Below are 26,682 nucleotides of genomic sequence, written 5' to 3' on the forward strand. Positions count from 1 at the left end.
CCACGCACCAGGCCATTGCGGGTTGCTGAATCGCTGGAAGGCTCAGTCTTCCAGCGGTTTCGGTGGCGCGGCCGGCTTCGCAGGTTTGGCAGGCTTGGCCGGTTTGCCCTCCTTGCCCTCCTTGCCCGGCTTGACCTCGGCCACGGGCGTGGCCACCGTCGGTGGGGTGACCGCCTTTTCGGCGGCGGGCAGTTCGTCCACTGCCTTGAAGATCGACTCAGGTTCTACCGAGCCATCGTGTTCGATCACATGCTTCTCGCCATCCTTGCCGACCAGAATCACCTGGGTACCGGTACGCGCACCCAGCTTCAGCTCGCGGATCAGGGCCATGGTGGTCTGTTGTTCAAGGTTCTTGTCGTCACGCTTGCCGACCATACCGGCAACGCTGTAGAGCACCAGGCTACGTTCATCGAAGGCCTTCTTCGTGGCCGGGTCCTTGAGCGCTTCGTTGAGGCCGCGCAGGGTCGGGTCGGCGGTGCTGGGTGCAATCACAATCAAGGGGCGGGACTTGTACAGGTCCTGGGTCAGGGGGGCGTCGTCAGCGAGGACGGGGCCGGCAATGGCCAGCAAGGTGGCGAGGGTCAGTGACCGGACGAGCATGCGCATCTCCTTCAAATTCCATGCATCAAAGACTACAGATCGCGTCGAAAGATCCGAGGTGCGAGCCTAAACTACAGGACGATTTCCGTGGGCTGGCCAAAGGTAACTTCCGATTTCCAAGTAGCACCTTCGCCTCGTCCAGAGACGGCTGACATCTGAATCTGAGGATAGCTGAAGCTGTCAGCCATGCCTGTCACACCGCTGCCGAAGGACTGGACCATGAGCTTTGTCGAAACCCTGCTGTTGCTGCTGATCCTTGCCACTGCCCTGGGCTGTGGCTTGATGGGCGGGCTGTTCTTCGCCTTCTCCAACTTCGTGATGAAAGCCCTGGAACGCATACCCGAACAAAGCGCGGTGACGGCCATGCAGTCGATCAACCGCGTGGTGCTCAATCGGCTGTTCCTTGCCTTGTTTTTCGGCACAGCGCTGACCAGCGTGGGCTTGCTGGTCTGGGCATACCAGCGCTGGCCGCTGTCGGGCAGCCTGTGCATGGCCATCGGCAGCGCCTTGTACCTGGCGGGCAATGTGGTGGTGACGATGCTGTTCAACGTGCCGAAAAACCAGGCCCTGGCCAAGCTGGACCCGGGCAGTGCCGAAGCCGTTGCGGCCTGGCATCGCTATGTGCCGGGCTGGAACCGCTGGAACCATGTGCGAACGGTGACGGCCCTGGCGGCAGCGGCGTGGTTGATGCTGGCGCTGTGGCTGGTCCGGTAGGAGCGGGCTTGCCCCGCGATGGCGGTGTGTCAGCCACAGGGTATCGCGGGGCAAGCCCGCTCCTACGTGCGTTTTAGAACAAGCCCAGTTGCCGGTCGATCAAGGCCGAGAAATCATCCTGCACAAACGGCAGGATGGCATCGGCTACCGGTTGCAGTTGGCGGGTCAGGTAATGGTCGTAGTCGATGGCCGAGTGCCGGGTCTCCAGCGGCTCTGGTCCGGCCACGGTGATCACATAACTGATCCAGCCGCCGTTCTGGTACTGACGCGGCCGGCCCTGGCGCTGGTTGTAGTCATCGGCCATGCGCGCCGCCCGCACATGGGGCGGTACGTTGCGCTGGTAGTCGGCCAGGGGCCTGCGCAAGCGCTTGCGGTAGATCAGCAGGTCATCGTGCTCGCCGGCCAGGGTCTTGCGCACGTATTCGCGCAGGTAGGCCTGGTAGGGTTGGCGGCGGAAGATCCGCTCGTACAGTTCCTGCTGGAACTGCCGGGCCAGTGGCGACCAGTCGGTGCGCACGCTTTCCAGGCCCTTGTAGATCATCTCTTCATGCCCGTCACGGTGTTGCACCAGCCCGGCATAGCGCTTCTTGCTGCCCTCTTCCGCGCCGCGAATGGTGGGCATAAGAAAGCGTTTGTAGTGGGTCTCGTATTGCAGCTCCAGGGCGCTGTCCAGGCCATAGGTCTCACGCAGGTGTTCACCCCACCACTGATTGACGTGCTGCACCAGGCGCCGGCCGATGGCATCGGCGTCGGCCTCGTCGTGGGCGCGCTTGAGCCAGACGAACGTGGAGTCGGTGTCGCCGTAGATCACGCTGTACCCTTGAGCCTCGATCAGCTCGCGGGTGCGGCGCATGATTTCATGACCACGCATGGTGATCGACGATGCCAGGCGCGGGTCGAAGAAGCGGCAACCGCTGGAGCCGAGGACGCCATAGAACGCGTTCATGATGATCTTCAAGGCCTGGGACAACGGCGCATTGTGTTCGCGCTTGGCCGTCTCCCGGCCCTGCCAGACCCGCTCGACAATCGCCGGCAGGCAATGCTGGGTGCGCGAGAAGCGTGCGCCGCGAAACCCCGGTACCGAGTTCTCGTCATCGGGCACGCGCAAGCCTTCCACCAGCCCCAGCGGGTCGATCAGGAAGGTGCGGATGATGGAGGGGTACAGGCTCTTGTAGTCGAGCACCAGCACCGACTCGTACAAGCCGGGCCGCGAATCCATGACAAAGCCACCGGGGCTGGCTTCGTCCGGTCGCTCGCCCTGGTTGGGCGCGACAAAGCCCTGGCGGTGCATCAAGGGGATGTACAAATGACAGAACGCAGCCACCGAGCCGCCACTGCGATCGGCGGGCAGGCCGGTGACCGTGGCACGCTCCAGCAAAAAGGTCAGCAGTTCGGTCTTGGCGAAGATGCGTGTGACCAGCTCGCAGTCCTTGAGGTTGTAGCGCGCCAGCGCCGGCTTGTCCTCGGCAAACATGCGGTTGATTTCGTCCATACGCTGGTACGGGGTGTCGATGGCCTTGCCTTCGCCGAGCAGGGTCTGGGCAACGTTCTCCAGGCTGAACGAGGGAAAGCTCCAGGTCGCCGAACGCAGCGCCTCGATGCCGTCGATGATCAGGCGCCCCGAGGCCCCGGCAAAAAAGTGCGCGCGGCTGCCGTGCTCGCGCCACTCCATCACCTCGCCCTCGCGCCCCAGGCGCAGCGGCACCTGCAGCTGCTGGGCATGGGCGTGCAGCACCCGCAGGTCGAACTGCACCAGGTTCCAGCCGATGATCGCATCCGGGTCGTGCACGGCGAGCCAATGGTTCAGGCGCTCGAGCAACTGGCCGCGGCTGTCGCAGTACTCCAGGTCGAAGTCGATGCCCTGGGCGTCGCCGTTGGCAGGCCCGAGCATGTACACCTGGCGCTGGCCGCAGCCTTGGAGGGCGATGGAATAGAGTTCGCCGCGCTCGGTGGTTTCGATGTCCAGTGACACCAGTTTGAGGGTCGGGCGGTAGTCGGGGGCGGGCTTGAGCTGGGCATCGTGCAGCACGCCGTGCGCATCTGGCGTGCCGCTGAAACTGACGGGCGCGGTGATGAAGCGCTCCATCAGGTAGCGCTCCGGCGGACGGATATCGGCCTCGTAGACTTGCACGCCGGCGGCGCGCAGGCGCTTTTCCAGCTGGATCAACTGGCGGTGCTGGCGGCAGTAGAGCCCCAGCACCGGACGCTGCTCAAAGTCGCGAAGACCAAGGGGGCGCAATTCGACGTCGCGCTCACCGCGCAGCACGGCCTGCGCTTGTGCCTGATGAGCCGCAGGAATGAAAGCCACCGACGTCTGCACTGGCAAGCGCACACGCCGAGGGCCCTGATCGGTGGCCAGCCAGAACTCCACGCAGGTTCCTGCCGGAGTGTCGCGCCAATGCCGGGTCAGGACAAAGCCCTGCTGTAACTCCACCGCTGCAACCTCAATACCGCTGGATAGAGGGCAATTCTACCCTAGCCCGCCACCCGGGCGCCCGGTGTAAAGCCGTGGCGACGGGATTGCGCGGCAATCAGCAACGCGGCGCCGATCAAGGCGAGCAACACCCAGGTGAAACTGCCGACACCCCACTGAGTCAGCAACACGCCGCCCAGCACGCCGCCGGCGGCAATGGCCAGATTCCACACGGTGACGATCATCGACTGGGCCACGTCGGCGCCCTCCCCGGCGGCGTCGGCGCTGGCCGTCTGCAGCAGGGTCGGCGCACCGCCGTAGGTCAGGCCCCACAACGCCACGCTGAAGAACACCAGCGTCGGTGACTGGCCGGCCAGGCCCAGTACCAGCGCCACCGCACCAAACCCCGCCAGGCTGAGCACGACCATGGTGCGCAGGTAGCGGTCGATCCAGGCACCCACCAGGGCAATGCCGGCCAAGGCAGCAATGCCGAATGTCAGCAACACCAGCCCGGTGCTGGCCGCCATGTTCGCCGCCGCCAGAAACGGCACGATGTAGGTGTACAGCACATTGTGGGCGAGCACCCAGGTGAGGATCACCAGCAGCACGGCCAACACCCCCGGCGTGCGCAGCACCTGGGCGATGCCGGGGCGCTGGCCCGGCTGGTGCCCGTCGAAATCCGGCACCTTGCACAGCACCCAGACGATCAGCAACACGGTCGACAGCGAGACGCCGGCAAAGGTCGCCCGCCAGCCCACCAGTTCGCCCAGCCAGGTACCGGCCGGCACGCCCAGCGACAACGCCAGCGGTGCGCCGATCATCGCCACGGCCATGGCCCTGCCCTGCAGGGCCGGGCTGACCATGCGCCGTGCATGCCCGGCAATCACGCCCCAGGCCAGGCCTGCGGCAACCCCGGTCATGAAGCGTGCGGCCAGGGTCAGCGAGTAGGATTGCGACACGGCGGTCAGGGTGTTGAACAGCAGAAAGCCGACAATGGCCAGCAACAACACCGGACGCCGCCGCCAGCCCTGGGTCAGGGTCACCAGGGGAATGGCCGTGAGCAACGAGCCCAGGGCATACACCGTGACCAGTTGCCCGCTCATGGCTTCGCTGATGTGCATGCCTGCCGAGATCTGGCCGAGCAAACCGGCCGGCAGGGTTTCGCTGAGAATGGCAATGAAGCCGGTCATTGCCAGCGCCAGCAAACCACTGAGCGGAAACGGCTGTTCGCCGGCCTCCTCGGGGTTGGCCGGGACAGCGGCGCTGCAACTCATTTGCGACATGGTGAAACTCCTGTTTGAAAGACACACGAACCTTACTGGCAGCGGCCACTGCGGAAAAAGATGGGTACTATTCCGCACATCCAGGACACTGATGTCCGCAATAGGAGTTGCACGTGGATAGCCTCAACGGTTTTGTGGTGTTTGTGCGCGTCGCCGAAACCCGCAGCTTTGTCGCTGCTGCGCAATCGCTTGGCGTCAGTGCCTCGGCGATCGGCAAACGGGTGGCGCGCCTGGAAGCCCGCCTGGGTGTGCGGTTGTTTCACCGCAGCACCCGCAGCATCACCCTCACCGCCGAGGGCACAGTGTTTCTTGAGCGCAGCCGGCGCATCCTGGCCGAGATCGAGGCCACCGAACTTGAACTGTCACAATCAACGGAAACCCCACGCGGGCGCCTGCGCGTCAGCCTGCCCCAGGTCACCGCGCTGGTGATGCCGGCCTTGAGCGAATTCATGGCGCTGTACCCGCAGGTCGAGCTGGACCTGGATTTCAGCGATCGCATGGTCGATATCGTTGGTGAAGGGTTCGATGTGGTGATGCGTGGCGGTACGCCGTCGGACTCCCGCTTGAACGCGAAATTCCTCGGCCACTTCCACCACCTGCTGGTGGGCTCCCCTGGCTACTTCCAGCGCTGCGGCACGCCGCGCCACCCTGACGACCTGGCACGGCACACCTGCTTGCATTACCGCTTCCCCAGCAGCGGCAAACTTGAGCGCTGGCCACTGCGCAGCGAGCAACCCGGCCGCGACTACGACATTCCGGTATCGATGGTCTGTAACCATGTCGAGACGCGGGTGTGCTTTGCCATGCGCGACCGCGGCATCACCTGCCTGCCGGATTTCACCGTGCGCCAGCAACTGGCCAAGGGGGAACTGGTGACGGTGCTGGATGATTTCATGGAGCGCCGAGGCAGCTTTTACCTGCTGTGGCCCTCGGGGCGGCAGATGCCGTCACGCTTGCGGGTGTTCATCGACTTCATGAGTGAGCGGGTGTTCAGCGAACCGGCCCGCCCCCACCCGTGAGGTGCTGGCAACACCGGCGGGCTTCCATTAGTCATACCAATAATCAAACCCCTGCTGCGGCAACTGCGGTGCCCTGGCGAGCAGCATCTCACCCAGCGCCCGCACCTGCCGGGCCTGGGGGCTGGACCTGAGCCAGGTCAGGTAGTAGCCCTCGCCGGTGGCGACAGCCTGGGGAAACGGCGCTACCAGCCGACCGCCTTCGAGCTCAGCCTGGGCCAGCAGCAGATCAACCACGGCAACACCTGCGCCTTGCTGGGCAGCGGACATGCCCTGGTCGAGGGTGTCGAACACCTGCCCACGGTCGATCGGTACCTGCAGGGCACCCAGGCGGGTGAGCCAGCGCCGCCAATCGCGACGGTCTGGCGAGGGGTGCAGCAATTGGCTGGGGGCCAGGTCGGCCAGGGCGCGGGCGGTGGCGGCGCTGTGCTCCGGGCTGCACACCGGCACCAGCCACTCATCGAACACCTTGAGGCTATCGACCTCGGCGGCGAAACGTCCGTCGGCCAGCAGGATCGCGGCATCAAAGGGCTCGCTGTAGAAATCGACGCGGTCGATATCCATCCATACGCTCGAGAGTTGCACCCGGCTGTGCGGCGCTTGCTCGCGGACCTGATCGAGGACCTTGAGCAACCAGCGCACCGTGAGGGTCGAGGGTGCCTTCAGGCGAATACCGTTGCGGTCTTTTTTCAGCAGGCCGCAGGCGTTTTCGATGATCTTGAACCCGACCTTGAGCTCCTGGGCCAACAGCCGCCCGGGCTCGGTCAGGGTCAATCGAGGCCCGCGCCGCTCGAACAGGGCGCAGTCGTAGAGGCTTTCGAGGGTCTTGATGTGGTGGCTGACAGCACCTTGGGTCAGTGCCAGCTCCTGGGCGGCGCGGGTGAAGGAGCCGTAGCGGGCAGCCACCTCGAAGGCTCGCAAGGCCTGGAGGGCGGGAATGCGTTCAGACATGGTCGAAATTAAGCATGAGTAAAACTAATAGAAAGCCATAGTAACAGGCGTTTTACAAGGTTCAGGGTGCTGCCGAGAATACCGCCCACCGCTTACCGACCGAGTCTGCCGATGAACACCGTCCTGCTGCTGTCCTATGCCCTTGCCGTCCTGCTGTTGATTGCCACCCCCGGCCCGGTGGTGGCGCTGGTTGTCGATACCGCCGCCCGCGCTGGCCGGCGCCAGGCCGTGGCCACGGCCCTGGGCACCAACGCTGCATCCCTGGTGCTGATCGCCGTGGCGGCCGGGGTGATTCTCACCAGCGTGGTCATCGACCCGCGCTGGCTCGCGGCCTTGAGCCTGGTGGGCTGCCTGTTCATCGCCTACCTGGCCATTGGCAGCCTGCGCCAGGCCGGGCAAGACGACGCTGACCGCCCTGCCCCCCCCAGCGCGCGGGGTGGCTGGTGGCAAGGCTTTGCCGTGGGCCTATCAAACCCCAAGGACATCCTGTTCTTTGTAGCCTTCTTCCCACAATTCATTCAGGTGAGTACTCATGTAGGTCACAGCCTGTTACTACTTTCACTTGTGTGGGTGGTGATCGATGTGGCGATATTGGGCCTTTATATTTTCATGACACAGAGATTGATTTCCCCCCGCCATCATTACCTGATCCGCCTGACCAGCGGCGGTTTGCTGCTGGTGATCGCCGTGGCGGGGCTGTTCTACAATCTCGATGTGCTCCGCTCCTGATCCGGTGCGGGTTTGGACTGCGGTCCGGGTACGGTTAGAATAAACGCCGAACACCCAGGCCCCTTCGAACCACACTATGGACAGTCGGATTGAACCCTGAACTTCACAGCCGTACCCCATTATTCATGCACAGCCGCCAGCCCCAGCTTCACAAAGGCCTCAACCTGATACGCGCGCAAGTACTGCGCGGCCTGATCCTGGTGATGGCCCCTGCCTGCGTCCTGGCGGACGACGCCCCCATCGACCCGCACGCCGACCTTTTGTACCGCCAGGCCCTGACCTTTCTGGAGCAGGCCGACGCCCAGAGCAGCAGCTTCACCCTCAAGGCCAGCACCACCGACCAGGACCTTGCCCAGCAAGGCCAGGCGCTGGGGCGCACCCTGGCACCGGCGGTGAGCCTGCTGAAAAAAGCCATCGAGCGTGACCATCCCGTGGCCCGCTACCGGCTGGCGCTCTACTACATGACCTACCTGCCCGCCAGCCAGATTCCGGAGGCCGCCTGCCCGCTGCTGCAAGAGAGCCTTGCCCAGGGCTTTGCGCCCGCTGCCCTGGGGATCGAGAGCTGGTGCACCGACTACAGCCAGAGCAGCGCCTTTGCCAAGGACCTTGAAAAAATCCCCGCCCTGGCCCCCCGCTACGCCTCCTACTACCCACAGCCAGCCGAACGCCTGCAGTGCACCCGCCAGCAGCCCCAGGGCCTGGCCATGCAGTGGGGGCGCCAGCGTGACTACCAGGCTGAAATCTACCGTTTGCAGGGCACTCTCTATCCGGGGCAACGCCAGGTTTACTGGCAGAAGGCCGTGGATCTCAACGGTTGCTTTGCCGCCCAGCAGCTGTTGCTGAGCCGCCATCACTGAGACCCCGCCACAGGAACGGGTGACCCCACACAGCAAGATCGTTCAAGTCACCCGCTCGCCGCTCTGGCATGCTGTACATCCTTGTTCAGTCGCCGCAGATTTCCATGTCGAATCCACCCTTCGCCCGCCAAGCATTCATCCAGGGCGCCATTGCCATCCTGCCGTTGTCCCTCGCCGTTGCCCCCTGGGGTCTGTTGGCCGGTTCGATGGCCATCGAAGCCGACCTGACCCCGTGGGAAGGCCAGGGGCTGTCGGCCATCGTCTTTGCCGGCGCCGCCCAATTGGTAGCCATCGGCATGATCAAGGGCGGGGCCAACCTGTTCTCGATCCTCTTGACCACCCTGCTACTGACGTCCCAGCACCTGCTCTACGGGCTGTCGATGCGTCCGGTGATGTCGGGCCTGCCGACGCGCTGGCGCCTGGGCCTGGGCTTTTTGCTCACCGATGAGTTCTTCGCCCTCACCAGCCAGTACGACCAGCAACAGTTCAATCGCTGGTACGCCCTTGGGGTGGGCCTGACGTTCTACATTGCCTGGAACCTGTTCACCCTGGCCGGGATCATCCTGGGCCAGAACATTCCGCACCTGGACCAGTTGGGCCTGGACTTCTCCATCGTCGCCACCTTCGTTGCCCTGATCGCGCCCCTGGTGCGCAACCTGCCCACCGTGGTGTGTGTCGCGGTGTCGTTGTTCAGTTCGGTGCTGTTCAGTTTCTGGCACTGGGAAACCGGCCTGGTGGCCGCTGGCCTGCTGGGCATGAGTGCCGGTTTCATCTGCCAGAAATTCAGTGGAGCACGCTCATGATCTTTGCCTTGATTATCGGCATGGGCCTGTTGGTGTTTCTCAACCGCTACGCCTTTCTCGAACCGCGCCTGCCCCTGCGCCTGAGCTCCAACGCTCGGCAGTTCCTGGGCTTTGCCGTACCGGGTATGCTCACGGCGATTTGCGGGCCGATCATTTTTCTGCCCGGCCACCAGCTCGACCTGAGCCTGGCCAACCCCTACCTGCTCGGTTCGGTGGTGGCCGTCGTGCTGGTGTTGTTGACCCGCAGTACCTTGATCAGCATGCTGGTGAGCATGGCTTTTTTCTTTGTCTTTCGCTGGTGGTTGAACGGCAGTCCATGAACGCAGCAGCACAGGAACAGACCCGCTTCTGGCAAGCCCCGGCCCTGGGGGATATCGAGCTGCTGCACGCCCGATACATCCAGCAGCGCTTTGCGCCCCATGTGCATGAAGGGTATGTGATCACCATTATCGAGTCCGGCGCCCAGCGTTTCTGGCACCGCGGCAGCGAGCACCTGGCGCCGGTGGGCAGCATGGTGCTGATCAACCCGGACGAGTTGCACACCGGTGCCAAGGCCCATGAACAGGGCTGGCGCTATCGTGGTTTCTACCCCGACAGCGAGCGCATCACCGGCGTGCTCGACGAATTGGACATCAAGCGCGACGGCCTGCCCGGCTTCCAGGCCAGCGTGCTGCACGACCCGCAACTGGCCAAGGCATTCAGTTGGCTGCACAGCTCTGCCGAGCATGGCGCCAGCGCCCTGGAACAACAAACCGCGTGGCGCGAGGCGGTGTTGTTGCTGCTGCAGCGTCACGCCCACGTGGTCAGCCCGCGCGCACCGGGCAATGAGCCATGCGCCGTGGCCCGGGCCAAAGAATTGATGGACAGCCGCCTGGCCTACCCGCCTTCACTGCAGGAACTCGCCGAAGCCGTCAGCCTGTCGCCGTTTCATTTCGCCCGGGTGTTTCGTCAGGCCACGGGGCTGCCGCCGCATGCCTGGCTCAAGCAGCGTCGTTTGAGCCGTGCGAGGGAGTTGTTGAAGAACGATTGCCTGCCCTTCAATGTGGCGTTTGCGCTGGGATTTTCAGACCAGAGCCACCTGAACCGGCAGTTCAAGCAGGCGTATGGGGTGACGCCGGGGGAATATCGCCAGGCAAAAGCATCACGAGGCAAACCCGCCCCCGCAGGAGCGGGTTTGCCCCGCGATCTGGATCATCAGGCCGGCGCCGACGTCCGGATCAAGTGATCAAAGGCGGCCAGTGAAGCCTTGGCGCCCTCGCCCACGGCAATCACGATCTGCTTGTACGGCACGGTGGTCACGTCGCCTGCGGCAAACACACCCGGCAGGTTGGTCTGGCCACGGGCGTCGACAATGATCTCGCCCCGCCCAGACAACTCGACCGTGCCCTTGAGCCAATCGGTGTTGGGCAGCAGGCCGATCTGCACAAAGATGCCTTCCAGCGCGATGTCATGCAGCTCATCGCTGTTGCGGTCCTTGTAGCGCAGGCCGTTGACCTTCTCGCCATCGCCCAGCACTTCGGTGGTCAAGGCGCTGGTGATGACCTTGACGTTCGGCAGGCTGTGCAGCTTGCGCTGCAACACGGCGTCGGCACGCAACTGACTGTCGAACTCGATCAGGGTCACCTGGGCGACGATACCCGCCAGGTCGATCGCAGCTTCCACACCCGAGTTGCCACCACCGATCACCGCCACACGCTTGCCCTTGAACAGCGGGCCATCACAATGCGGGCAGTAGGCGACGCCACGGCTGCGGTACTCTTTTTCGCCGGGCACATTCATTTCGCGCCAGCGGGCACCGGTGGCCAGGATCACGGTCTTGGCCTTGAGCGAGGCGCCACTGGCCAGGCGCACTTCGTGCAGGCTGCCGTCAGTGGCCGGGATCAGCGCTTCACCGCGTTGCAGGTTCATGATGTCGACGTCGTACTGCTTGACGTGCTCTTCCAGGGCCATGGCCAGTTTCGGGCCTTCGGTTTCCTGCACCGAGATGAAGTTTTCGATGGCCATGGTGTCGAGCACCTGACCGCCGAAACGCTCCGCGGCAACACCGGTGCGGATGCCTTTGCGCGCGGCGTAGATGGCCGCTGCAGCACCGGCGGGGCCACCGCCGATCACCAGCACGTCGAAGGCGCCCTTGGCGTTGATCTTCTCGGCCTGGCGTTCACCTGCACTGGTGTCCAGCTTGGCGAGGATCTCTTCCAGGCCCATGCGGCCCTGACCGAAGACTTCACCGTTGAGATAGACACTCGGCACGGCCATGACCTTGCGCGATTCGACTTCGGCCTGGAACAGCGCGCCGTCGATGGCAACGTGACGCACGTTGGGGTTGAGCACCGCCATCAGGTTCAGCGCCTGGACCACGTCCGGGCAGTTCTGGCACGACAGCGAGAAGTAGGTTTCAAAGTTGAATTCACCCTTGAGGGCGCTGATCTGCTCGATCACTTGCGCGCCGGCCTTGGACGGATGACCGCCGACCTGCAGCAGGGCGAGCACCAGCGAGGTGAATTCGTGGCCCATGGGGATGCCGGCAAAGCGCAGGCTGATGTCCGCTCCCGGGCGATTGAGCGAGAAGGAAGGACGACGGGCGTCGCTGCCGTTTTCGCGCAAGGTAATCAGATTCGACAGGCCGGCAATTTCAACCAGCAAGTCGCGCAATTCGCGGGATTTCGCGCCGTCATCGAGGGAGGCAACGATCTCGATCGGCTGAGTGACCCGCTCCAGGTAGGCTTTCAACTGAGTTTTAAGCGTGGCGTCCAACATACGGGCGATTCCTTTTTCAAACGGTAGAAAGTAAAACGCCCGGGCGAAAGCGCCCGGGCGTTTTTGCGGGGCGGTGACAACGTCAGGTGCGGCAGACCACCGCCCTCGGCTGGCTCACGGTCTTAGATCTTGCCGACCAGGTCCAGCGATGGCGCCAGAGTGGCTTCGCCTTCTTTCCACTTGGCCGGGCACACTTCGCCTGGGTGGGCAGCAACGTACTGGGCAGCCTTGATCTTGCGCAGCAGCTCGCTGGCGTCACGGCCTACGCCACCGTCGTTGAGTTCGACGATCTTGATCTGGCCTTCCGGGTTGATCACGAAGGTGCCACGGTCAGCGATACCGGCTTCTTCGATCAGCACGTCGAAGTTGCGCGAAATGACGTGGGTCGGGTCACCGATCAGCGGGTATTGGATCTTGCCGATGGTGTCCGAGGTGTCGTGCCAGGCTTTGTGGGTGAAGTGGGTGTCGGTGGACACGCCGTAGATTTCCACGCCCAGGTCTTTGAATTCGGCGTAGTTGTCGGCCAGGTCGCCCAGCTCGGTCGGGCAGACGAAAGTGAAGTCGGCTGGGTAGAAAAACACCACGGACCATTTGCCCTTGAGGTCGGCTTCAGACACTTCGACGAACTTGCCCTGGTGGTAAGCAGTGGCTTTGAACGGTTTTACCTGGCTGTTGATGATAGGCATAAGTGACTCTCCTTCAGGGGGTTGAAAAATCTGATGGGAGAATCGTAGCTAATACACTGGCTCAATGCTCATTGGCAAAGCTGATGCTGCTGATTGGTTTTGGCTATAACGGGTGAGTATTAATAGAAGGGATTGGATGGAAGCAACGCGGGACAAGCCCGCTCCTACCAACTCTGTAGGAGCGGGCTTGCCCCGCGATAATCTCAAGCCTTAACGAGTCGGCGTACGCAGCGTCACGAACTCCTCGGCCGCCGTCGGATGCACCCCGATGGTCTCATCGAACTGCTGCTTGGTTGCACCGGCCTTGAGCGCAATGCCCAGGCCCTGGATGATCTCGCCCGCGTCCGGGCCGACCATGTGGCAACCCAGCACGCGATCGGTATCGGCATCGACCACCAGCTTCATCAGGGTCTTTTCCTGCACGTGGGTCAGGGTCAGCTTCATCGGCCGGAAGCGGCTTTCAAAGATCTGCACCTGATGCCCCTGCTCCAGCGCCTGCTCTTCGGTCAGGCCCACGGTGCCAATCGGCGGCTGGCTGAACACTGCCGTCGGAATGTTCTGGTAGTCCACCGGGCGGTACTGCTCTGGCTTGAACAGCCGGCGGGCCACGGCCATGCCTTCGGCCAACGCGACCGGGGTGAGTTGCACGCGGCCGATCACATCGCCGATGGCCAGAATCGACGGTGCAGTGGTCTGGTACAGGTCATCGACGCGGATGAATCCACGCGGGTCCAACTCAACCCCGGTGTTTTCCAGGCCCAGGTTGTCGAGCATCGGGCGACGGCCCGTGGCGTAGAACACACAGTCGGCCACCAGCTCGCGGCCGTCCTTGAGGGTGGCCTTGAGGCTGCCGTCGTCCTGGCGGTCGATGCGCTGGATGTCGCTGTTGAACTGCAAGTCCATGCCGCGCTTTTCCAGCTCTTCCTTGAGGTGGGTACGCACCCCGCCATCAAAGCCGCGCAGGAACAGGTCGCCGCGGTACAGCAGCGAGGTCTTGGCACCCAGGCCCTGGAAGATACCGGCGAATTCGACGGCAATGTAACCGCCGCCCACCACCAGGACGCGCTTGGGCAGTTCCTTGAGGTAGAACGCCTCGTTGGAGCTGATCGCCAGCTCCTTGCCAGGAATGTCGGGGATCTGCGGCCAGCCGCCGGTGGCGATGAGGATGTGCTTGGCGCTGTAGCGCTGGCCATCGACTTCCACTTCGTGGGCGCCGGTGAGCTTGGCGTGCCCTTCAAGCAAGGTGACCCCGCTGTTGACCAGCAGGTTGCGGTAGATACCATTGAGCCGCTCGATCTCACGGTTCTTGTTGGCGATCAGTTGGCCCCAGTCGAACTGGGCATCTTCCAGCGACCAGCCAAAGCCTGCCGCCTGCTCGAAGTCATCGGAAAAGTGAGCGCCGTACACCAGCAGTTTTTTCGGTACGCAGCCAACGTTGACGCAGGTGCCACCCAGGTAGCGGCTTTCGGCCACCGCCACCTTCGCACCGAAGCCGGCAGCAAAACGCGCAGCGCGCACACCGCCGGAACCGGCGCCAATTACGAACAGATCAAAATCATGGGCCATTTCAGTCTCCTTGCCAGGCCGACAGCATACCCCCTGTCAGGGGCCGCAAACAAAAAAGCCACCCGAAGGTGGCTTTTTCATACAACACCGGAAATCAGTAGGCCTTGCCGGTCTTGTAGAAGTTCTCAAAGCAGAAGTTGGTCGCTTCGATGTAGCCTTCAGCACCACCGCAGTCAAAACGCTTGCCCTTGAACTTGTAGGCAATTACGCAACCGTTCTGCGCCTGCTTCATCAGGGCGTCGGTGATCTGGATCTCGCCGCCTTTGCCTGGCTCGGTTTCTTCGATCAGCTTGAAGATGTCCGGGGTCAGGATGTAGCGGCCGATGATGGCCAGGTTCGACGGCGCGTCTTCAGGGGCCGGCTTCTCGACCATGCTGTTCACGCGGTAGATGTCGTCACGGATCATCTCGCCGGAGATCACGCCGTACTTGTTGGTTTCCTGCGGATCGACTTCCTGGATGGCGACGATCGAGCAGCGGAACTGGTTGTACAGCTTGACCATCTGCTGCAGAACACCGTCACCTTCGAGGTTGACGCACAGGTCGTCAGCCAGCACGACCGCGAACGGCTCGTCGCCGATCAGCGGGCGGCCAGTCAGGATGGCGTGGCCCAAGCCTTTCATTTCGGTCTGGCGGGTGTAGGAGAACGAGCACTCGTCGAGCAGGCGACGGATACCGACCAGGTACTTCTCTTTGTCGGTGCCCTTGATCTGGTTTTCCAGCTCATAGCTGATGTCGAAGTGGTCTTCCAGGGCGCGCTTGCCGCGGCCGGTAACGATGGAAATCTCGTTCAATCCAGCTTCCAGCGCTTCTTCAACGCCGTACTGGATCAGTGGCTTGTTCACCACCGGCAGCATTTCCTTGGGCATGGCTTTGGTAGCAGGCAGGAAGCGGGTGCCGTAACCGGCTGCCGGGAACAAGCATTTCTTGATCATAAACGTCCTTAACAAGGGCTTTGCGTACGAAATTCGGCGCAGTCTAATCAGGCGGCAGTCACCTTACAATGCCCTGCCACCGGGCGACCGATGCCATGATAGAGAAATCCTAGTGTAGATAGTTCCCCCGGATCATAAATATTGCGCCCATCGAAGACCACGGGCATGCGCATCAGGCCGCGCAAGCGGACGAAATCCGGCTGGCGATACTGCTTCCACTCGGTTACCAGCACCAGGGCATCGGCGCCTTCGGCGCACCCGTAGGGGTTGCCCGACAAACGCAGGCGACCACTGGCCACGGCCTCGGGATAGCGCTGGGCCGCAGCCTCCAGGGCCGCAGGGTCAGTGGCCTGGACCCGCGCCCCGGCCGCCAGCAGCGCCTCGATCAGCACCAGGCTCGGCGCTTCGCGCAGGTCATCGGTGCCCGGCTTGAACGCCAGCCCCCAGACCGCCACCACGCGTCCGTGCAAAAAGCCGCCAAAGTGCTGGGCCAGTGCCTGGAACAGCAAAGTCTTCTGCAGTGCATTGCGCGCCTGTACGGCCTCCAGAATCGCGCTGGGGTAGCCCACCGCTTGCGCGGTATGCAGCAAGGCGCGAACGTCCTTGGGGAAACAGGAGCCGCCATAACCGCAGCCGGCGTAGATGAAGTGAGTGCCGATGCGCGTATCGCTGCCGATGCCACGGCGCACCTGTTCGATGTCCACGTCCAGCTGTGCACACAGCCCGGCCAGTTCATTGATGAAGGAGATTTTCGTCGCCAGGAAGGCGTTGGCGGCGTACTTGCTGAACTCGGCCGCCCTTGGGGTCATCAGCAGTACCCGGTCATGGTTGCGCACGAACGGGCTGTACAGGCGCTGCAACAGCGCCGTGGCATCCGGGTTGTCGCAACCGAGGATGATACGGTCGGGGCGCATGAAGTCGTCGATGGCGCTGCCTTCCTTGAGAAACTCCGGGTTGCTCGCCACCGTCACGGGCAGCTTCAGCCCGCGAGCCTTGAGGCCCTGCAGGATATGCCGGGCCACCCGCTCGCAGGTACCCACCGGCACGGTCGACTTGTTGACCACAAGGCAGGGTCGGGTCAGCAGCTGTCCCAGCGCGTCGGCCACCGCCAGCACATGACCCAGATCAGCCGAGCCATCTTCCTGGCTGGGCGTCCCGACGGCGATAAAGGCCACCTTGGCCTGTGCCACGCCTATGTCCAGGGCCTCGGTAAAGCTGAGCTGACCGCTTGCCAGTTGCGCCTTGAGCAGCGCTTCAAGGCCGGGCTCATGGATCGGGCATTCGCCGCGCTGCAAGCGCGCCAGCCGTTGCCGGTCGCGTTCCACGCACACCACCTGGTTGCCCATTTCGGCAAAACAGGCCGCCGTCACCAGCCCCACATAACCCGCTCCGATTACACACAGTCGCATGGCCGCATCTCCTTGCTGGGATGCGGTCATTGCAACCAAGGGGTGTTGCACCGGCATGACGACTTGGCGTCATGCCGGTGACAAGGCGTTACTTGCCGGTGCCCTGCCCGATCAACACGCCGTCAAGCTTCTGCCCGTACAGGTTGACCCCGTCGTTGGCGTGGTACTTGAGGCGGGTCTTCTCGATCGAGCCTTCCACCAGGCGCGGGTCCTGCGGGCGTTCATGGCGGTTGATGAAGGCGGCGACGTCCCAGGCCTGCTGGTCGCTCAGGCTGCCAGGCTTGCCCAGGGGCATGTTGTACTTGATGAAGGACGCGGCGGTGTTGATCCGGTGCATGCCAGCGCCCCAGTTGTACGAGTCCTTGCCCCACAGCGGCGGCATCACGTAGTCCTTGGCGACCTTCTGACCTTCGCCATTGGCGCCGTGGCAAATCGAGCATTGCTGCTGATAGACCTGCTCGCCGCGCTTGAAGTCATAACCCTGGGCAGGTTTGGGCACCTCGGGATAACCGCGGCCCGGCGCTTCCACGCCAATCGGCGCCTTGCTCGCCAGCCAGTAGGCATACACCGACAGGGCCGTCATCTCCGGGCTGTCCGCCGCCGGTGGCGTGCCGTTCATGCTGAACTGGAAGCACCCCTGGATACGCTCGGCGAAGGTGTTGACCTTGTCGTTTTTCTTGCGGTACGCCGGGTACATGGGGTACGCGCCCCACAGGGGTGCCGAATTGCCCAGGCGCCCCTGGTCCAGGTGGCAGTTGCTGCAGTTCAGGCCGTTGCCGACCTTGTCCGGCATCAGCCGCCGGGTATCGACAAACAACGCGTGACCCTGGCGGACCATCTTGCCGTAGGCGTTGTCTGGCAGTTCACTCTCGGCAGGCGGCGCAAACCCCGGGGCGCCGCTGGCAGGCGGTACCTTGATCTGCGACTGATCGTCCATGGCTATCGGTGCGGCGTGGGCAGTGCCCAAGGCCAGGGCCAGGGCCCCGAACATCAACGGTTTCATGGCTTGGCCTCCGGGCTTGCTGGGTTGGCGAAGTAGTCGGCTACCGCCTTTATTTCCTCATCGCTCATCGCCTTGGCAACACCGACCATCAACTGGTTCGGGTCGTTGCTGCGCGTGCCGTCGCGCCAGGCATTGAGTTGCGCCACCAGGTAGGCGGCCGGCTGATGCGCCAGTGGAGGAAAGTGCTCGCCAACGCCGACGCCACCCGGGCCGTGGCATTGCACGCAGCCAGGCAGCTTGCGGCTCCAGTCGCCATACAGCGCCAGCTTCTGGGTGGCATCGCCGGCCATCTGCTGGCGCCGGGTGTCGGCCACCGGGTCGCTGGGCATGGCGGCCAGGGTGCTGGCAACCGCCTGGATTTCCTCATCGCTGAGGGCCTTGGCCAGTGGCTCCATGATCGGGTTCTTGCGGGTGCCGTCACGGAAATCGTGCAGCTGTTTGCTCAAGTACCCGGCCGGCAACCCGGCCAGGCGTGGAAAACCAGCCGCCGCCATGCCCTTGCCATCGGGGCCGTGGCAACCCAGGCAGGCCATTGCGGCGGGGTTTTGCCCACCCTGGCTGAAGATTTTCTGACCGTCTGCGGCATGCGCTGCGGTGACTGAGAACAGCAATAGGCTGCTCATCAGGATTCGATCCAGTGGGATCATCACGGACTCCATTTTCTTGTTATAAGCTTAGGCTTATTAGTCATAAGCCTACAGATAGTAGGCCCATACACCGCCAGCGACAACGCTGTAGGACACAAGAAAATGGCAAATCGCCAGCTGAAACGATTAGCTCGCTACTAAATGCCGTCTAGCGGACTCAACCCGAGATGCAGTGCGTGGCGGCGGTTTTCACATCGCCCAGGCGCAGGGGGAAATTGTTCAAGCGTTCATACAGCTTGATGCTGCTGCCACCACCGCGTTCGTTGATGTCGACCAGGGCTGCAGGGCCAGCGCCAACCTTCTGCGGCACGACCAGGCGCAAGCCGTCGTGATGTTTTTCCACTTCCAGCGGACCGCGGGTCTCGGCCAGTTCCTGTTGCACGCACACGGCGTATTCCTGAGGCTTTTTGCCGGAGATCACGCTCAGGGTTTCCGGGGTGTTTTCAAGTTCCGAGACACTTGCACAACCACCCAATGTCACTGCCAGCGCTGCTACAACCCACTTCATCAAGCTACACCTCCACCACGGAAAGACAGTCTGACCACGTCCAGTCCATTTTGCTCCCTTCGTTGGCAGATTTATCGCACTGGCCGGTACGAAGGGCGCCAGCCCGACCAACGATCATGGTATCGTTTCGGTTTGCCGACAGATCCATTGCGGAGAGCAACATGAAATTCGTACACCAGCGCGAGCACCTCAACGAGGATGACATCGTCGTCATCCACTGCTCCCAGCGCTGCAATATCCGCCTGATGAACGACGCCAACTTCCGCAGCTTCAAGAATGGCGGCCGCCACACCTATCACGGCGGTGCGTTCGTCGACTTCCCGGCCAAGATCACTGTGCCCAGCACCGGATTCTGGAACATCACCATCGATACCGTCGGCCCACGCGCGCTGTCGGCCGTGACCAAGCCGACCTTCACCCACACCATCAAGATCATCCGTCGTTCGTCCTCGAAGCTGAGATAAGCCCATGAGTCAGACCATCAAGTACGTCATCAAGTACAAGCTCGACGGCGAGCGTCGTTTCGACTTCGCCCTGCTCAGCAGCGACGCGCCGGACCAGGTCCAGGCCGCGCTGGAAAAGCTCCACGGCGAAGACGCCAAGAAAATCACCGACATCAAGGTAAGCAAGGCCCTGTAATAGCCCCACCGCACAAGGAAGCCCAGGCATGAACCGTTGGCCAGATACCCGACTTCTTGACATGTTCGGCATCGAAGTGCCGATTATCCAGGCACCCATGGCCGGTTCCACCGGTTCGGCCATGGCCATTGCCGTGAGCAATGCCGGCGGCCTGGGTTCCTTACCGTGCGCAACCCTGGGCCTTGAGCAGATCCGCAGTGAACTTGAAGCGTTCAGGCAGGCCAGCAATGGCCCGCTCAACGTCAATTTTTTCTGCCATCTGCCGCCCCAGCCCGATCCGGCCCGTGACGCGGCCTGGAAGCAGGCGCTCAAACCCTACTACGAAGAACTTGGCGCCGACTTCGACGCGCCGACGCCGGTGTCCAACCGCGCCCCGTTCGATGACGCCGCGTGCCAGTTGATCGAGCAGTACAAGCCCGCCGTGGTCAGTTTTCACTTCGGCCTGCCCGAGGCGGGCCTGCTGGAGCGGGTCAAGGCTACCGGGGCCAAGGTGCTGTCCAGCGCCACCACCGTTGACGAAGCCCGCTGGCTGGAGCAGCACGGTTGCGATGCGATCATCGCCATGGGCTATGAGGCCGGCGGTCACCGCGGGATGTTCCTCAGTGGCGACCTGAACACCCAGGTCGGCACGATGGCACTCGTGCCCCAAGTGGTCGATGCCGTGACGGTGCCGGTGATCGCGGCAGGCGGCATCGGTGACCATCGCGGCATTGTTGCCGCCATGGCCCTGGGCGCCTCGGCGGTGCAACTGGGCACTGCCTATCTGCTGTGCCCGGAAGCCAAGGTGTCGGCGGCCCATCGCCAGGCACTGCTGAACGCCAAGGACAGCGACACCGCCGTGACCAACCTGTTCACCGGCCGCCCGGCCCGCGGCATCAATACCCGGATCATGCGCGAGCTGGGGCCGATGAGCGCGCTGGCACCGCACTTTCCTCTGGCAGGGGGTGCGCTGATGCCGCTACGGGCAATCAGCGAACCCAACGGCAACAGCGACTTCAGCAACCTCTGGTCTGGCCAGGCAGCGCGTCTGGGCCAAGCGTTGCCTGCCGGCGAGCTGACCCGCAGCCTGGCGCAAAAAGCCCTCGCTCAGTTACTTCGTTGAATCAGAGCTTTCCGTTTGCCGGACAATCGCTATATATTCTCGTATACAACGATTACCCCTCAGTCCGTGGAGCTGTGTTTCATGAGTACATGCGCACCTCGTTTTGCCCTGGCCGCCCTCGCCACCCTGGTGACCCTCAACAGTGCTTGGGCCGATGAAGTCCAGGTTGCTGTCGCCGCCAACTTCACAGCCCCCATCCAGGCCATCGCCAAGGATTTTGAAAAAGACACCGGGCACAAGCTGGTAGCCGCCTACGGCGCCACCGGGCAGTTCTACGCGCAGATCAAGAACGGCGCCCCGTTCGAGGTGTTTCTCGCTGCCGACGACAGCACCCCGGCCAAGCTCGAAAGCGAAGGCGACAGCGTCAAGGGTTCGCGCTTCACCTATGCCGTGGGCACCCTGGCCCTGTGGTCGGCCAAAGAGGGCTACGTCGATACCAAGGGCGAGGTCCTGAAGCAGAACCAGTTCAAGCACCTCTCCATCGCCAACCCCAAAGCCGCCCCCTATGGCCTGGCCGCCACCCAGGTGCTGGACAAGCTCAAGCTGACCGACGCCACCAAGGCCAAGATCGTCGAAGGCCAGAACATTACCCAGGCCTATCAGTTCGTCTCCACCGGCAATGCCGAGCTGGGGTTTGTCGCCCTGTCGCAGATCTACAAGGACGGCAAAGTCAGCCAGGGCTCGGCCTGGATCGTACCGGCCACCCTGCATGAGCCGATCAAGCAAGACGCGCTGATCCTCAACAAGGGCAAGGACAACCCGGCCGCCCAGGCGCTGGTCGATTACCTCAAAGGCCCGAAAGCCGCTGCGGTGATCAAGTCGTACGGCTACGAAATCTGATGCCACTGGATGCCAGCGACCTGGGTGCCATCTGGCTGACCTTGAAACTGGCCAGCCTGACCACCTTGATTCTGCTGCTGGTCGGCACCCCCATCGCCTGGTGGCTGGCGCGTACGCGCTCCTGGCTGCGCGGGCCGGTGGGGGCCGTGGTGGCGTTGCCCCTGGTGCTGCCACCCACGGTCATCGGCTTCTACCTGCTGCTGGCCCTCGGCCCGCACGGCTGGATAGGCCAGGCCACCCAGGCCATGGGGCTGGGCACCGTGGTGTTCAGCTTCACAGGCCTTGTGATCGGTTCGGTGATCTACTCGATGCCCTTTGTCGTGCAACCGCTGCAGAACGCCTTCAGCGCCATCGGTGAACGCCCGCTGGAAGTGGCCGCGACCCTGCGCGCCACGCCCTGGGACTGCTTCGTCCATGTGGTGTTGCCACTTGCCCGCCCCGGCTTCATCACCGCCAGCATCCTTGGCTTTGCCCATACCGTGGGCGAGTTCGGTGTGGTGCTGATGATCGGCGGCAATATCCCCGACAAGACCCGCGTGGTGTCGGTGCAGATCTTCGACCACGTCGAGGCCATGGAGTACGCCCAGGCGCATTGGCTAGCCGGTGCCATGCTGGTGTTCTCGTTCCTCGTGCTGCTGGCGCTGTATACCAGTCGCCGGGGCAAGTCGGCCTGGAGCTGAAGGATGAATGCAGGGATTCACGCGCGGCTCAAGGTCGCCCGCAACGATTTTGAACTGGATGTCGACCTGCAACTGCCTGGGCGGGGCATCAGTGCCCTGTTTGGCCACTCCGGTTCCGGCAAGACCACCTGCCTGCGTTGCCTGGCCGGCCTGGAGCGCGCCCCCGAGGCCTACATCGAGGTCAACGGCCAGGTATGGCAAGACTCGCAGCGCAAGCATTTTCTGGCGCCGCACCTGCGCCCGATCGGCTATGTGTTCCAGGAAGCCAGCCTGTTCCCGCACCTGTCGGTGCATGGCAACCTGACCTTCGGCTGGCGGCGCATTGAGGCAAACCAGCGCAAGGTCAGCCTGGACCAGGCCTGTGCGCTGCTGGGTATCGAGCACCTGCTCGAGCGCAAGCCCGCTACCCTGTCCGGCGGCGAAGCCCAGCGCGTGGGGATCGCCCGAGCGTTGCTCAGCAGCCCCCAGCTTTTATTGATGGACGAGCCCCTGGCGGCCCTCGATGGGCCGCGCAAGCGCGAAATCCTGCCTTACCTTGAGCGCCTGCACGACGAACTGGAGATCCCGCTGATCTACGTCAGCCATGCCCAGGATGAAGTCGCCCGTCTCGCCGATCATCTGGTGCTGCTGGAGCACGGCAAAGTCCAGGCCAGCGGCCCGATTGCCGCCACCCTCGCCCGCCTCGACCTGCCCCTGGCACGGGGCGACGATGCCGGGGTCATCATCGAAGGCCAGGTGAACAGCTACGATCCTGGATATCAATTGCTCGGCCTGCAGTTGCCCGGCAGCGCCCTGCAATTGCGCCTGACCCACGACCCCATGGCCCTCGGCACCTCGCTGCGCCTGAAGATCCAGGCCCGCGATGTCAGCCTGAGCCTGGCCCACGAGAGCCAGTCGAGCATTCTCAATCGCCTGCCGGTGCAGGTCACCGGTCACCAAGCGGCGGATAACAGCGCCCATGTACTGGTGAGCCTGGATGCCGATGGCAGCGTGCTGCTGGCGCGGATCACGCGCTATTCGGCCGACCAACTGGGCCTGCACACGGGCCAGCAATTGGTGGCGCAGATCAAGTCGGTGGCACTGCTGGGCTGATTGCGCGGTCCATAGAACACGCCCCCGTGATCGGACCCGGACCATGCCCGACATTCCCCTGCCCGACGACCTGCACTATGTCGATGACAGCCAGCCGGGCCTGCGTCGTAAAAAGCTGCGTGGGGCCTTCGTCTATGTCGATGCCGCTGGCCAGCGCATCAGCGACCCCATCACCCTGGCGCGCATCAAGGCACTGGCCATTCCCCCGGCCTACACCGAGGTGTGGATCTGCGCCGACCCGCGCGGCCACCTGCAAGCCACCGGGCGCGATGCACGAGGCCGCAAGCAGTATCGCTATCACGCGCAGTGGCGGGACTTTCGCGACAGCCACAAGTACGGCCGCATGCTGGCGTTCGCCGGCCTGCTGCCGAAACTGCGCAGCCAGCTGGACAGCCACCTGGCACGTCCCGGGCTGGACCGGGAAAAGGTCCTGGCCCTGGTGGTGAGCCTGCTCGATACCACGTTGATACGTGTGGGCAACCGCCAGTATGTCCGCGACAACCAATCATTTGGCCTGACCACCCTGCGCAATCGCCACGTCAAGGTCCAGGGCAGCGCCATACGCTTCTGCTTTCGCGGCAAGAGCGGTATCGAACACCAGGTAACCCTGCGCAACCGCCGCCTGGCCAACCTGGTCAAACGGTGCATGGACTTGCCGGGGCAGGACCTGTTCCAGTACCAGGATGAACAGGGTCAGCGCCATTGCATCGGCTCGGCCGACGTCAACGCCTTCCTGCAACAGCTGACCGGCAGCGACTTTACCGCCAAGGACTACCGCACCTGGGCGGGCAGCACCCTGGCCCTGAACCACTTGCGCAGGTTGCAGTGGCAACCGGAGCCACAGGCTCGCCAGCAAATCGTTGAAACGGTCAAGCACGTGGCCCTGCGCCTGGGCAATACACCGGCGGTGTGCCGACGTTGCTATATCCACCCGGCCTTGCTGGAGTGTTTTGCCCGGGGCGAACTGGCCAAATTGCCAACTGCGCGAAAACGCAAGGGCCTGGAGGTGGAGGAAGTTCGGCTGTTGCTATTTCTACAGGCTATTGCCCCTTGAAATCGCCTTCCGTTGACCATAGTTCTCATATCATGCAGAGAAATTTCCCATATTCGTTCAACCCCCCTATGCTTGCGGGTGTGAGCAGCGTTCGCTGCTGCAGAGCGCTCAACTGCCCCCTGGGGACCTGTTACTAAAGACTCACTACAGAATCTGTGTTCGGAGGAATTACTATCCGCCGAAAGCGTCTTTAATGAAGGAATAGAGGAACGCGTTGTGCGTGTTTCCGGCCGCTGCGGGCAAGGCCTGCGGGGCAACTAACGTTACCAAGGAGATATAAATGCTGATACTCACCCGCAAGGTTGGCGAAAGCATCGTCATCAATGACGACATCAAAGTCACCATTCTGGGCGTCAAGGGCATGCAAGTGAGGATCGGCATCGATGCACCCAAAGATGTCCAGGTGCACCGTGAGGAGATTTTCAAACGCATCCAGGCCGGCAGCCCGGCACCGGACAAAGGAGACGAGCATCACGAGTAACCCTCGCTGACTCAAGCCGCACGGATGCGCTTGACCCTGCCGAGCAAGCCCTGGCAGCGGGCCGCAATGGCCTTATGGTGATTCGGGCGCACCGACCAGCTCCTTGACCTTGGCGATCATCTTGTCGATGTCGAATGGCTTGTCGAACACTGCCACGAACAAATCGGGATTGTCTCGCCCCTCATGGGCCTGTGCACCACTCATCAAAATGACCGGCAAACCCTGCAATTGCGGTTCTTCGCGGATTTTCCTCGCCAGCTCTTCGCCATTGAGCTGCGGCATCATGTAGTCGGTGATCACCAGCTCCACGCGCTTTTCCCTCAAGAAATCCAACGCTTTCTGGCCGTTGCTGGCTGTTTCGACCACGTAACCTTCGTCCTCAAGGGCATAGCCGAGGATATCGGCGATCAAGTACTCGTCGTCGACGACCAGAATCGTGCTCATGGCAGTGCAGCCTGCAGGCTCACGCGCCCTGCACCGGCGTCGCGGAACCGGACAGCACCGCCGTGGCCTGGGTGAAGGCTTTTTTCAGATCAATACCCTGGTCACTGATGATCAGCTCCAAGAGCGCCGGGTCGTAATAGCTGTCCCTCACCTTGAGAATCGACAACAGGCGCTTGAGCTCCGAATCCAGCTCGACAAAGCGCATCAACAGCAAGTTATCGACGATGCTCGAGAGGTCTGGCGCTGGCGCATTGATTTCCGACCCGAAGATATCGCGCATTTCCCACGTTGCCATGACGCAGACGTCACGGGCGCGCAGCTCGCCAGTCAGGGCGCGGAAGAATTCGTTCAGCCTCGCAGGGTTGGTCGCCAGCCGGGTGAAGGCGCCCAGGCTGTCGATCAGCACGCGGCGAATGCCATGGGCTTGAACGTGGTGCAGCAAGCGCGCACCGACATCGTCGAGCAACCCCTCGGTGGTCGGCTGCCAGGCAATATGCAGCGCGCCACTGCGCTCCAGGGCCGCAAAATCATGGCCAAGGGCGCTGGCCTTGAGGCGCAAGCGCTGGGGTGTTTCATAGAAGCCGAAATGCAGGCCGGGGGCATCGACAGTGGAGGCTGACAGGAAGCTCACACCCAGGGATGTCTTGCCGATCCCCGAAGGCCCCATCACCAGGGTCATCGACGCGTCCGGCAAGCCACCGCCCAGCAATTCATCGAGCACCTTCACCCCGCTGCCAACCCGCCTCTGCACATCACTGCCCAGGCTGCTCGGGTGGCTGTAGAGCGCTTCCAGCCTGGGGTAGACCTGCAGGCCGTGATCGGTGATCTCGCATTCATGCAAACCCGAGAGCGCCCCGCTGCCGCGCGTCTTGCGCAGCTGGATGCGGCGGACCGAACGGCTGCCGACCAACTCCTCACCCAGTTCGATCACACCATCGACCATCGTGTGCTCCGGACTGCCGTCGTCCAGTCGCGAGCTGGTGAGAAACACCACCGTGCAGCCCGCGAACGCCGCATGCCCTTGCAACTCGGCAATGAACTTCTTGGTGTCCAGAGGGGTTTCAGCCCGGGAGCGGGCAGTGAGCAGGCCATCGACGATCAACAGCGTGGCCTGGTGGCGATTGATCTCACCGCGCAGCAATTTGACCACCTGGTCCAGCCCCTCGCTCTCAAGCGTGTCGAATGCGCTGACGAACTGGATCTGGTTGCCGATCAGCGCCGCGTCGAAAAAGGCCAGGGTCGAGAGGTACTGGAACAAGCGCTCGTGCGATTCGCTCAACAAGGTCGCTACCAGTACCCGCCCACCCTGGCCAACGTGGTTGAAGGCCAGCTGATTGGCCAGGATCGTCTTGCCCGACCCCGGGCGCCCTTGAACGATGTAGGAGGCGCCGACGATCAAACCACCCTTGAGTAGCGCATCGAGCCCACTGATCTCAGTGGTAAGTCGTTTGAGCTGTTCCACGATAGTGCGACC

The 26,682-nt window shown here is 63.0% G+C and carries 29 protein-coding genes; 15 read left to right on the top strand and 14 right to left on the bottom strand.

The features are described 5' to 3' along the window. Window positions 1–42: 42 nt before the first annotated feature. On the bottom strand, window positions 43–600 hold the full coding sequence (locus U9R80_RS16285) for a DUF4174 domain-containing protein (protein WP_301840989.1): 558 nt from the start codon (window positions 598–600) through the stop codon (window positions 43–45). A gap of 186 nt (window positions 601–786) precedes the next feature. Between U9R80_RS16285 and U9R80_RS16290 the strand changes: the two genes are divergently transcribed. Beyond that, on the top strand, window positions 787–1,314 hold the full coding sequence (locus U9R80_RS16290; protein WP_324803258.1) for an anthrone oxygenase family protein: 528 nt from the start codon (window positions 787–789) through the stop codon (window positions 1,312–1,314). Window positions 1,315–1,387: 73 nt separating this feature from the next. Here the strand turns inward: U9R80_RS16290 and U9R80_RS16295 are convergent, their stop codons facing one another. Together U9R80_RS16295 and U9R80_RS16300 are read right to left on the bottom strand one after the other, a co-directional pair. Continuing rightward, window positions 1,388–3,748, bottom strand: coding sequence for a DNA polymerase II (locus tag U9R80_RS16295; RefSeq protein ID WP_301840987.1), 2,361 nt, complete (start codon window positions 3,746–3,748; stop codon window positions 1,388–1,390). A gap of 41 nt (window positions 3,749–3,789) precedes the next feature. Next, complete coding sequence (locus tag U9R80_RS16300) at window positions 3,790–5,010, bottom strand: MFS transporter (protein WP_301840986.1); 1,221 nt, start codon at window positions 5,008–5,010, stop codon at window positions 3,790–3,792. Between the two features lie 113 nt (window positions 5,011–5,123). Here U9R80_RS16300 and U9R80_RS16305 point away from each other — a divergent pair, with 113 nt between their 5' ends. After that, a complete protein-coding gene (locus U9R80_RS16305; protein ID WP_301840985.1) occupies window positions 5,124–6,029 on the top strand; it encodes a LysR family transcriptional regulator in 906 nt (301 codons plus the stop codon). Between the two features lie 27 nt (window positions 6,030–6,056). Here U9R80_RS16305 and U9R80_RS16310 read toward each other — a convergent pair whose 3' ends face one another. Then, window positions 6,057–6,977: a LysR substrate-binding domain-containing protein gene (locus tag U9R80_RS16310; RefSeq protein WP_301840984.1), complete on the bottom strand. Its 921-nt coding sequence runs from the start codon at window positions 6,975–6,977 to the stop codon at window positions 6,057–6,059. A 111-nt stretch (window positions 6,978–7,088) separates the two neighbouring features. Between U9R80_RS16310 and U9R80_RS16315 the strand changes: the two genes are divergently transcribed. The 5 genes from U9R80_RS16315 (at window position 7,089) to U9R80_RS16335 (ending at window position 10,591) form a co-directional block, all read left to right on the top strand. Continuing rightward, window positions 7,089–7,706 carry a LysE family translocator gene (locus U9R80_RS16315; RefSeq protein ID WP_301840983.1) on the top strand — a complete coding sequence of 206 codons (618 nt, stop codon included), beginning with the start codon at window positions 7,089–7,091 and terminating at the stop codon, window positions 7,704–7,706. A 203-nt stretch (window positions 7,707–7,909) separates the two neighbouring features. After that, entirely contained in the window at window positions 7,910–8,563 is a 654-nt protein-coding gene (locus tag U9R80_RS16320; RefSeq protein WP_301841171.1) for a sel1 repeat family protein, read from the top strand. A 104-nt stretch (window positions 8,564–8,667) separates the two neighbouring features. Next, window positions 8,668–9,366 carry an AzlC family ABC transporter permease gene (locus U9R80_RS16325; protein ID WP_301840982.1) on the top strand — a complete coding sequence of 233 codons (699 nt, stop codon included), beginning with the start codon at window positions 8,668–8,670 and terminating at the stop codon, window positions 9,364–9,366. After that, on the top strand, window positions 9,363–9,686 hold the full coding sequence (locus U9R80_RS16330; protein WP_128325690.1) for an AzlD domain-containing protein: 324 nt from the start codon (window positions 9,363–9,365) through the stop codon (window positions 9,684–9,686). Before U9R80_RS16325 ends, U9R80_RS16330 begins: the two co-directional genes overlap by 4 nt. Beyond that, window positions 9,683–10,591 (top strand): helix-turn-helix transcriptional regulator, encoded by a 909-nt coding sequence (locus U9R80_RS16335; protein ID WP_301840981.1) that lies wholly within the window; start codon window positions 9,683–9,685, stop codon window positions 10,589–10,591. The genes U9R80_RS16330 and U9R80_RS16335 overlap by 4 nt, the downstream gene beginning before the upstream one ends. Here the strand turns inward: U9R80_RS16335 and ahpF are convergent. The 8 genes from ahpF to U9R80_RS16375 all read right to left on the bottom strand — a co-directional run bounded on the left by ahpF (window position 10,561) and on the right by U9R80_RS16375 (window position 18,876). Beyond that, window positions 10,561–12,123, bottom strand: coding sequence for an alkyl hydroperoxide reductase subunit F (gene ahpF / locus U9R80_RS16340; protein ID WP_301840980.1), 1,563 nt, complete (start codon window positions 12,121–12,123; stop codon window positions 10,561–10,563). The two genes, U9R80_RS16335 and ahpF, sit on opposite strands and share 31 nt — an antisense overlap. A gap of 122 nt (window positions 12,124–12,245) precedes the next feature. Next, window positions 12,246–12,809 (bottom strand): alkyl hydroperoxide reductase subunit C, encoded by a 564-nt coding sequence (gene ahpC / locus U9R80_RS16345; protein WP_038612379.1) that lies wholly within the window; start codon window positions 12,807–12,809, stop codon window positions 12,246–12,248. A 210-nt stretch (window positions 12,810–13,019) separates the two neighbouring features. Further along, window positions 13,020–14,375: a glutathione-disulfide reductase gene (gene gorA / locus U9R80_RS16350; protein WP_301840976.1), complete on the bottom strand. Its 1,356-nt coding sequence runs from the start codon at window positions 14,373–14,375 to the stop codon at window positions 13,020–13,022. Window positions 14,376–14,469: 94 nt separating this feature from the next. Further along, window positions 14,470–15,309, bottom strand: coding sequence for a UTP--glucose-1-phosphate uridylyltransferase GalU (gene galU, locus U9R80_RS16355; RefSeq protein WP_028941878.1), 840 nt, complete (start codon window positions 15,307–15,309; stop codon window positions 14,470–14,472). A gap of 47 nt (window positions 15,310–15,356) precedes the next feature. After that, window positions 15,357–16,718, bottom strand: a complete 1,362-nt coding sequence (locus U9R80_RS16360; protein WP_301842809.1) for a UDP-glucose dehydrogenase family protein — start codon at window positions 16,716–16,718, stop codon at window positions 15,357–15,359. 88 nt (window positions 16,719–16,806) lie between these two features. Beyond that, window positions 16,807–17,721 carry a c-type cytochrome gene (locus tag U9R80_RS16365; protein WP_301842808.1) on the bottom strand — a complete coding sequence of 305 codons (915 nt, stop codon included), beginning with the start codon at window positions 17,719–17,721 and terminating at the stop codon, window positions 16,807–16,809. Then, the gene (locus U9R80_RS16370; protein WP_301842806.1) at window positions 17,718–18,368 is read right to left on the bottom strand and encodes a c-type cytochrome; all 651 of its coding nucleotides are present in this window, start codon (window positions 18,366–18,368) and stop codon (window positions 17,718–17,720) included. Before U9R80_RS16370 ends, U9R80_RS16365 begins: the two co-directional genes overlap by 4 nt. A 157-nt stretch (window positions 18,369–18,525) precedes the next feature. Next, window positions 18,526–18,876 carry a hypothetical protein gene (locus tag U9R80_RS16375; protein ID WP_028941874.1) on the bottom strand — a complete coding sequence of 117 codons (351 nt, stop codon included), beginning with the start codon at window positions 18,874–18,876 and terminating at the stop codon, window positions 18,526–18,528. Between the two features lie 161 nt (window positions 18,877–19,037). Between U9R80_RS16375 and U9R80_RS16380 the strand changes: the two genes are divergently transcribed. The 8 genes from U9R80_RS16380 to csrA all read left to right on the top strand — a co-directional run bounded on the left by U9R80_RS16380 (window position 19,038) and on the right by csrA (window position 24,764). After that, window positions 19,038–19,340 (top strand): DUF1883 domain-containing protein, encoded by a 303-nt coding sequence (locus tag U9R80_RS16380; protein WP_028941873.1) that lies wholly within the window; start codon window positions 19,038–19,040, stop codon window positions 19,338–19,340. A 4-nt stretch (window positions 19,341–19,344) separates the two neighbouring features. Beyond that, window positions 19,345–19,515: a hypothetical protein gene (locus U9R80_RS16385; RefSeq protein ID WP_274116287.1), complete on the top strand. Its 171-nt coding sequence runs from the start codon at window positions 19,345–19,347 to the stop codon at window positions 19,513–19,515. A gap of 28 nt (window positions 19,516–19,543) precedes the next feature. Continuing rightward, on the top strand, window positions 19,544–20,617 hold the full coding sequence (locus U9R80_RS16390; RefSeq protein WP_301842805.1) for an NAD(P)H-dependent flavin oxidoreductase: 1,074 nt from the start codon (window positions 19,544–19,546) through the stop codon (window positions 20,615–20,617). An 81-nt stretch (window positions 20,618–20,698) separates the two neighbouring features. Further along, window positions 20,699–21,457 (top strand): molybdate ABC transporter substrate-binding protein, encoded by a 759-nt coding sequence (gene modA, locus U9R80_RS16395; protein ID WP_301842804.1) that lies wholly within the window; start codon window positions 20,699–20,701, stop codon window positions 21,455–21,457. Further along, window positions 21,457–22,137: a molybdate ABC transporter permease subunit gene (modB, locus tag U9R80_RS16400; RefSeq protein ID WP_028941870.1), complete on the top strand. Its 681-nt coding sequence runs from the start codon at window positions 21,457–21,459 to the stop codon at window positions 22,135–22,137. Before modA ends, modB begins: the two co-directional genes overlap by 1 nt. A 3-nt stretch (window positions 22,138–22,140) precedes the next feature. Continuing rightward, window positions 22,141–23,229: a molybdenum ABC transporter ATP-binding protein gene (modC, locus tag U9R80_RS16405; RefSeq protein WP_301842803.1), complete on the top strand. Its 1,089-nt coding sequence runs from the start codon at window positions 22,141–22,143 to the stop codon at window positions 23,227–23,229. Window positions 23,230–23,272: 43 nt separating this feature from the next. Beyond that, window positions 23,273–24,283: a DNA topoisomerase IB gene (locus tag U9R80_RS16410; RefSeq protein WP_301842802.1), complete on the top strand. Its 1,011-nt coding sequence runs from the start codon at window positions 23,273–23,275 to the stop codon at window positions 24,281–24,283. Between the two features lie 280 nt (window positions 24,284–24,563). After that, window positions 24,564–24,764 carry a carbon storage regulator CsrA gene (gene csrA, locus U9R80_RS16415; RefSeq protein WP_028941867.1) on the top strand — a complete coding sequence of 67 codons (201 nt, stop codon included), beginning with the start codon at window positions 24,564–24,566 and terminating at the stop codon, window positions 24,762–24,764. Window positions 24,765–24,836: 72 nt separating this feature from the next. Here the strand turns inward: csrA and U9R80_RS16420 are convergent, their stop codons facing one another. Both U9R80_RS16420 and U9R80_RS16425 read right to left on the bottom strand, forming a co-directional pair. Then, the gene (locus U9R80_RS16420) at window positions 24,837–25,208 is read right to left on the bottom strand and encodes a response regulator (protein WP_301842801.1); all 372 of its coding nucleotides are present in this window, start codon (window positions 25,206–25,208) and stop codon (window positions 24,837–24,839) included. Window positions 25,209–25,227: 19 nt separating this feature from the next. Further along, window positions 25,228–26,673, bottom strand: a complete 1,446-nt coding sequence (locus tag U9R80_RS16425) for an ATPase domain-containing protein (RefSeq protein ID WP_301842810.1) — start codon at window positions 26,671–26,673, stop codon at window positions 25,228–25,230. Window positions 26,674–26,682: the final 9 nt, after the last annotated feature.

Source organism: Pseudomonas sp. JQ170C, assembly GCF_035581345.1.
Taxonomy (GTDB): domain Bacteria; phylum Pseudomonadota; class Gammaproteobacteria; order Pseudomonadales; family Pseudomonadaceae; genus Aquipseudomonas.